Here is a 5,607-nt window from a genome sequence, read left to right as displayed (position 1 = left end):
TGCAAACGTTACGCCGTACGCTCTTTGCGCTGCCACGTAAAACGGAACAAAAACAGGACCAGCTCCCGCTGGCTGCATGAGGTAATTTTCCTGAGCCCACCCGGCGACTACCCCACCAGATCTTTACTTATTCATCCATTCGCCCATTCATTCCTTGTCTTCCCAAGCGTTGCTTGTCTTCCCTAGGGGAGGTGCAGTATACACATGAGAGACGTGCCAGTCGTAGACTGAGGAAACTATGGATGTCTTTAAAGATGTAAACGCACTCGTCACCTTCGCCGCTGACAAAATGAAGAAGGTCAATATTTTTGACACAGAACGGATGTTCTGTGACGTGTATTGCTTTCAGCCCAATCAAGTCCAAACCGGGCACGCGCACCACGGATCAGACAAAGTCTATTACGTACTGCACGGGACGGCAGAAATCCGCATTGGCCAGGAGACACGTCTCCTGGGCCCTGGCCATGCAGCTCTCGCCCCGTCTGGGATCGAACACGCAGTGCGAAACCCTGGTGCAGATCGTAGTACCGTGCTCGTATTTATGGCTCCCAAACCATAAGGTCGTTTCGCGCCTTCATTGTGCTTCGCAGAGAAAAGCAAAGGGGAACTCATGGAAAACGAGCAAGCTGTCATTGCTGCCAATCAAGCGTTCTATCGTGCTTTTGAAACTCTGGAGATCTCGGAGATGGAGCAAGTGTGGCTCCGAGCCAGTCACATCAAGTGTGTTCATCCTGGTTGGCCACTACTGTGCGGCTGGGGGCCGATCATGACCAGTTGGGAGCGCATTTTCGACAACACGTTTTCCATGCGCTTTACGCTGACCGATGTGCGCGTGGAGATCAGTGGGTCTCTTGCATGGGTCGTGTTAATCGAAAATCTTGAAGCCCATGGGTACGACGGCCCGTCACGGTCACAGGTCCTGACCACGAATCTCTTTGAAAAAAAAGACGGACAGTGGTTCATCGTGCATCATCACGCGTCACCAATTTTTGCGCCGCCTGCGGCAGGTGAAGACCAGCTCCAGTAAATCCCTTTCCCTTGTTTCGGCCCAATGCTACAGTACCCATAGCTACAATCGTGTATTAGGAGGACCGTCCGTATGTTGGTACCCGCAACCCAGTTGCGCGTGGGAAATGTCATTATGCATCAAAATGACCTTCACCGCGTTATGGAAACGACTCATGTCACCCCAGGAAACTGGCGAGGTTTTGTCCGCAGTAAACTCCGCAATCTTCGCAGTGGCACCCAGACTGAATATCGTTTCCGCTCAGAAGAAAAGGCTGACCGTGTCACCCTTGAGCAACAAGAGATGGAATATCTCTACGAGTCGAGTGGAGACTATTTCTTCATGAACTCGGAGACTTACGAACAGATTTCCTTGTCGAAAGATGAATTAGGAGATTCGGTTCTGTATTTGACGCCCAACCTCAAAATTCGGATTGATCTGTACGAAGGAAAAGCGATCGGCGTCACCCTCCCGAAAACCGTAGACTTAACTGTGAGTGATTGCCCGCCTGCAATGAAAACGGCTACGGTCACCAACGAACTGAAACCCGCGACTATGGAAACCGGAGTCGTTGTCCGTGTGCCTGCCTTTATTGCCGTGGGAGAACTCATCCGTGTCGACACGGAAACCGGAGAATACGTTTCACGAGCGAAAGAGTAACCTCTCCCCTCCTCTCCTCTGAAAGAAGATGCCACCGGTTACCATCGGTGGCAGTATTCGGCTCCATACGTAGCACCATTGGAGGGACAGGGTTGTCGACACGCCTGTTCCGCACTCCTGAAAACCGAGTTCCAGCACCATAAGAATAAGGGCATCTGACCATGCGCTGTTGCAGCGAGGACCTCCATACACAGACCTACCCATGACCATCGAACGTCTGTCTCTCATTCTTTCTGCGTTGGTATTCGGAAGCTTTGGCTTTGCCTTTTTGTTCTGGCCCACGACGATGGCCGGATTTGTCGATATCGAACTTTCGACTCCAACCGCTATCGTAGACTTTCAGGCAACGTACGGCGGCCTTGAACTGGGTCTAGCAATATTCTTTGCCTACTGTGCAGTGAGCCATCGCTGGGTTCACCCGGCACTACTGCTCCAAGTGTTGTCACTTGGGGGCCTGGCGTTTGGACGAGTAGTAGGCATATCTCAGGGCGAGTCAACCCAGCCAATCATCCTTTGGTTGCTCCTGGCAGAAGTCTCCGGTTGTGCGCTAGGACTATTCGCGCTCACAAGAACTACCCCAACCGTAGGCGCGACTGGTGACAAATAACCAGGACGAGGCCTGTTGCCGCCTTTCGCGCAGTGCGGTAGTCGATCCTCTGTTTATTGGCTCGCTTTATCAGTTTCTTCCAACGTCCGAGCAGAAGCCTCAAGCGTACTTTTTGCACTATTTGCCTGACCGATAGCTCCGCGGAGTGCCTCTCCATACTCCCGACCAACCGACGGTGAGGCAGGTTTTTCCGTTTCCACCTTAGCCGGTGTCCTCTCCTGACATCCCGTCCCCAGTACAACAATGGTCACCATCAACAGAACAGTTCCTCGGATAGTCTTTGTATGCATACGTGTCTCTCTTTTGCTCACGACCCCTCTTGTGCCTTATAGTGAGACTATCGGCACTTTTGCATCCCTTCTGCAGGCCGGATAAAGAAAAACGCCGCAACAGACGATGAGACACAATGCGAGAAGACGCTTTCTCGACGAATGGTGTACTGGTGGGATTCTTCGTCTCTCGCCCTACGAGTAAGAAAGGATCGACATGAATACAGCCGAAGCGCGACGGCTTGAAGAAGACCAGCGACGGAAAAAGAACTGGAAACGGTGGGGCCCCTATCTCAGCGAGCGCGCCTGGGGCACGGTACGAGAAGATTACAGCGAATACGGGACTGCCTGGGACTACCTCCCTCATGACCACGCCCGCTCACGAGCATTCCGCTGGAACGAAGATGGATTGGGCGGCTTCTGCGATCGGCAGCAATTTATCTGCTTTGCCCTTGCCTTGTGGAATGGCCGAGACCCTATTCTCAAGGAGCGACTCTTTGGGCTCACAGGAAGTGAAGGAAACCACGGCGAGGATGTCAAAGAGTATTATTTCTACGTGGACTCCACCCCCACGCATTCGTACATGAAATTTCTCTACAAATACCCCCAGGCTGAGTTTCCATACGCTCAGCTCGTCGAAGAAAATCGTCAACGGGGACGGCAAGCATTAGAACTTGAGTTAATCGACACCGGTGTCTTCGATCAGGATCGCTACTTTGACGTTGAGGTCGAATACGCAAAAGCGAGTCCAGAAGACATTCTGATTCGCATTCACGTCAGTAATCGTGGTCCAGAAACCGCCGCCGTCCACCTCCTCCCAACGCTCTGGTGTCGAAATACGTGGGCAAGTGGACTCGACGCTCGTCGGCCTCGTCTGTATGCAGTAGATCACACCACCATCGCGCTCAGTCATCAGTATTATGACCGTCGTTGGTTATATTGTGACGGATCGCCGACTTTGTTGTTCACTGAGAACGACACCAACTTCCAACGACTGTATGGCGTCGAGAACCCCTCGTCGTATGTGAAAGACGGCATTAATGATTATATCGTTCATGGCATACAGGCTGCCGTGAATCCTGATCGAACCGGGACAAAAGCTGCAGCCCATTATCCCCTGAATGTTGGCGCTGGAGAAACGGTCACCGTGCAGCTCCGTTTCACCGATAAAGGACGATCATCCGCCGCAGCCGCATTCGCTTCTGATTTCGCCGAGACGTTCCCCACCCGTCAGCACGAGGCAGATGAATTCTACGACACTGTCATTCCGTCGGACCTCACTGCCGATGCCCGTATAGTGATGCGCCAGTCACTCGCAGGCCTGTTATGGAGCAAGCAGTACTATCATTACGATGTCAATCGCTGGCTGGCTGGGGATCCCCAAGCCCCTTCACCACCAACGGGACGCACCCGTGGGCGGAATCATGAATGGGCGCATCTGTACAATGCCGATGTGATCTCCATGCCGGACAAGTGGGAGTATCCGTGGTACGCCGCGTGGGACCTCGCTTTTCATTGTATCCCGTTGGCATTAGTCGATTCCCAATTCGCCAAAGAACAACTCATCCTGCTGCTCCGTGAATGGTATATGCATCCTAACGGACAGTTACCTGCGTACGAATGGGCATTTGGGGATGTCAATCCTCCCGTCCACGCCTGGGCGGCATGGCGGGTCTACAAAATTGAAGAAAAACGTCGAGGAGTAGCTGATCGCAAATTCCTGCAACGCGTTTTTCACAAGCTGATGCTCAACTTCACCTGGTGGGTCAACCGCAAAGACGCAAATGGGCGCAATGTGTTCCAGGGTGGTTTCCTGGGGCTCGATAACATCGGCGTGTTTGATCGCAGTGCTCCCTTGCCAACTGGTGGGTATATTGAACAATCGGACGCGACCAGTTGGATGGGCATGTACTGTCTCAACATGCTCACGATCGCACTTGAACTGGCACGTGAAGATGCCTCGTATGAAGACGTGGCGAGCAAGTTCTTCGAGCATTTTGTCTATATCTGTCGTGCCATGAACAATCTCGGCGGAGAAGGGATCGAGCTGTGGAACAGGGAAGATGGTTTCTTTTACGATGTTCTCCACCTCCCCAACGGACATCATTTTCCGATGAAAGTTCGATCGATGGTCGGCCTCATCCCTCTTTTTGCGGTCGAGACCCTGGAATCAGACATCATTGATCAGCTCCCTGGGTTCAAACGGCGCCTGCAATGGTTCATCGAAAACCGGCCAGAACTGAGTAATCATGTCGAGACCCTCACTACCCCCGAGGCAACGGTACGTCGATTCCTCTCGCTCGTGAACCGTGGCCGCCTGCGACAAGTCCTTCGCTACATGCTCGACGAGACGGAATTCTTATCACCCTACGGTATCCGTGCACTCTCTCGTGTCCATCGTGAGCAACCGTACACTCTCACTGTGAATGGGACAGAGCATCGTGTCGACTACGAACCGGCTGAGTCCAGTACCAGTCTGTTCGGTGGGAATTCCAACTGGCGTGGACCGATTTGGTTTCCCGTCAATTATCTGCTGATCGAATCCTTACAAAAATTCCACTACTACCTTGGGGATAGCTACAAGGTAGAATGTCCCACTGGGTCGGGAAAGATGCTAACGCTAGAGGAAGTGGCGGGAGAACTCTCTCGTCGCTTGTCACGAATTTTTCTCCGAAACCATGAGGGACGACGACCAGTCTACGGTGGCGCTGATAAATTCCAGCACGATCCCCACTGGCGTGATCTGATCCTCTTCTATGAGTACTTTCACGGCGATAACGGTGCCGGTATCGGTGCGAGCCACCAGACTGGCTGGACAGGACTCGTTGCCAAGTTACTGCAACAGAGTGGGGAATGAAGGAAGCAGCGATCGTCGATTCCGCTTTGCTGCATTGAGGCTATGGCTGCGACTTTGGGGATTTATAGCAAATCTCTTTTGCGGCTCGCGTTTCCGACTCTGAGTACCATGTCATTCTGAGTCCTCCACAGCGCGCGGCGCGGAGCGTGGAGGCAGAAACGAGACAGTGCTATGCTTGGCGGCACGGCCCCGACAAGCTAAGACCGGC

Annotated in this window: 6 protein-coding genes; 5 read left to right on the top strand and 1 reads right to left on the bottom strand. The window is 52.9% G+C overall.

Annotated features, from left to right (window positions below):
• The first annotated feature begins 238 nt into the window (after positions 1–238).
• The 4 genes from FJ147_26790 (at position 239) to FJ147_26775 (ending at position 2,273) form a co-directional block, all read left to right on the top strand.
• Positions 239–559, top strand: coding sequence for a cupin domain-containing protein (locus FJ147_26790; protein MBM4259494.1), 321 nt, complete (start codon positions 239–241; stop codon positions 557–559).
• Between the two features lie 51 nt (positions 560–610).
• Positions 611–1,027: a nuclear transport factor 2 family protein gene (locus FJ147_26785; protein ID MBM4259493.1), complete on the top strand. Its 417-nt coding sequence runs from the start codon at positions 611–613 to the stop codon at positions 1,025–1,027.
• A 72-nt stretch (positions 1,028–1,099) separates the two neighbouring features.
• Entirely contained in the window at positions 1,100–1,666 is a 567-nt protein-coding gene (efp, locus tag FJ147_26780; protein MBM4259492.1) for an elongation factor P, read from the top strand.
• A 202-nt stretch (positions 1,667–1,868) separates the two neighbouring features.
• Entirely contained in the window at positions 1,869–2,273 is a 405-nt protein-coding gene (locus tag FJ147_26775; GenBank protein ID MBM4259491.1) for a DUF4345 domain-containing protein, read from the top strand.
• A 53-nt stretch (positions 2,274–2,326) separates the two neighbouring features.
• Here FJ147_26775 and FJ147_26770 read toward each other — a convergent pair whose 3' ends face one another.
• Entirely contained in the window at positions 2,327–2,563 is a 237-nt protein-coding gene (locus FJ147_26770; GenBank protein ID MBM4259490.1) for a hypothetical protein, read from the bottom strand.
• A gap of 190 nt (positions 2,564–2,753) precedes the next feature.
• Between FJ147_26770 and FJ147_26765 the strand changes: the two genes are divergently transcribed.
• Positions 2,754–5,399 carry a glucosidase gene (locus FJ147_26765; protein ID MBM4259489.1) on the top strand — a complete coding sequence of 882 codons (2,646 nt, stop codon included), beginning with the start codon at positions 2,754–2,756 and terminating at the stop codon, positions 5,397–5,399.
• Positions 5,400–5,607 lie beyond the last annotated feature (208 nt).

The organism is Deltaproteobacteria bacterium (assembly GCA_016874775.1).
In the GTDB taxonomy this organism is placed as follows: domain Bacteria; phylum Desulfobacterota; class Binatia; order Bin18; family Bin18; genus VGTJ01.
This window is presented reverse-complemented; position numbering and strand designations above follow the sequence as displayed.